Source organism: Streptomyces aurantiacus (genome assembly GCF_001418335.1).
Lineage (GTDB): Bacteria > Actinomycetota > Actinomycetes > Streptomycetales > Streptomycetaceae > Streptomyces > Streptomyces aurantiacus.
In genome coordinates this window covers 1,263-2,516 of sequence record NZ_LIPP01000520.1, presented here as the reverse complement: position 1 = coordinate 2,516, position 1,254 = coordinate 1,263, and the positions used below count along the sequence as shown (strand labels likewise).

Annotated in this window: 1 protein-coding gene and 2 pseudogenes; 2 read left to right on the top strand and 1 reads right to left on the bottom strand. The window is 74.0% G+C overall.

Annotated features, from left to right (window positions below; translation table 11 throughout):
* A pseudogene (locus AOK01_RS46730) lies at positions 1 to 225 on the bottom strand (hypothetical protein); the annotation flags it as partial.
* Here AOK01_RS46730 and AOK01_RS46725 point away from each other — a divergent pair.
* Positions 119 to 573: pseudogene (locus AOK01_RS46725) on the top strand (ComEC/Rec2 family competence protein); the annotation flags it as partial. The pseudogenes AOK01_RS46730 and AOK01_RS46725 sit on opposite strands and share 107 nt — an antisense overlap.
* On the top strand, positions 568 to 1,254 hold a 687-nt coding region (locus tag AOK01_RS46720), incomplete at its 3' end, for a ComEC/Rec2 family competence protein (protein ID WP_425424800.1). The pseudogene AOK01_RS46725 and the gene AOK01_RS46720, both read left to right, overlap by 6 nt.

The following is a 1,254-nucleotide window of genomic DNA, read 5'->3' as shown; positions in this document are numbered from 1 at the left end:
CATCGGGCCGCCGGGCCGGGCCCAGCGGATCGAGCGCCGTGGCCTGGCGCCCCGGCTCGGGCTTCCGTTGCGGGCGACCGCCGTGTGCGGGGGTGCGCTCACGCTCGGCTTCGTGATCGTGTGCCGGCCGGACCCGAGTGTGCTGCGGGCCGCGGCCTGCGGATCGATCGCACTGCTGGCCATCGCCACCGGGCGCCGCAGATCACTGGTCCCGGCGCTGGCCACGGCGGTACTCGTGCTGGTGCTGTACGACCCCTGGCTGGCCCGCAGTTACGGCTTTCTGCTCTCCGTGCTCGCCACCGGCGCGCTGCTCACGCTGGCCCCGCGGCACAGGCGGTGTGCGCTCCGGTCGTGGCTGTCCTCTCGGCGCGGGTCAGCCTGGTGGCGGTGCCGTGCAACCTGCTCGTGGAGTTCGCGGTCGCGCCGGCCACGGTGCTGGGCTTCGCGGCACTGGCCACGGCTCCCTGGGCGATGCCGGTCGCCAAAGCGCTGGCCTGGTGCGCTGGTTGGCCCACCGGATGGATCGCGGACATCGCCCGAGCGGGAGCGGCCCTGCCGGGCGGAGGCATGGACTGGCCGGGGACCTGGACCGGGGCGCTGCTGCTCGTCTGTGTGATCGCCGCGGTCGTGCTCGTCGGGCGCGGGCTTCTGCGGCATCCCTGGTTGAGCGGTGCCTGTGGAGTGCTGCTTCTGCTCGTGCTGGTGCAGCCGCCGCCCCTCGCCCGGGTGATCACGGGGTGGCCGCCCACCGGCTGGCGGTTCGCGATGTGCGATGTCGGCCAGGGCGACGCGACGGTGCTCGCGGCGGGCGACGGCAGGGGTGTGGTGGTCGACGCGGGACCGGACCCGATACGGGTCGACCGATGCCTGAGCGCCCTCGGCATCACCCGGATTCCACTCGTCGTGCTCACCCACTTCCACGCGGACCATGTGGCGGGGCTGCCGGGTGTGCTGCGTGGGCGTTCGGTGGGCGCCATCGAAACGACGGGCTTCGAGGAACCGCTCGATCAGGCGGAGTCCGTGCATCGGCAGGCGGCGGTCCGGCGCATCCCGGTGACGCGGGCGGTGGCGGGGGAGCGGCGTCGTACGGGCGGGCTCGACTGGCGGGTGCTGTGGCCGCCGCCGAGTCCGGTCCCGGAGCCCGAAGGCCCGAACGACGCGAGCGTCACCCTGCTCGTCCGCTCGGCCGGGCTGACGATGCTGATGCTGGGGGACCTCGAACCGCCCGCCCAGCAAGCGTTGTTGAGATCGCCG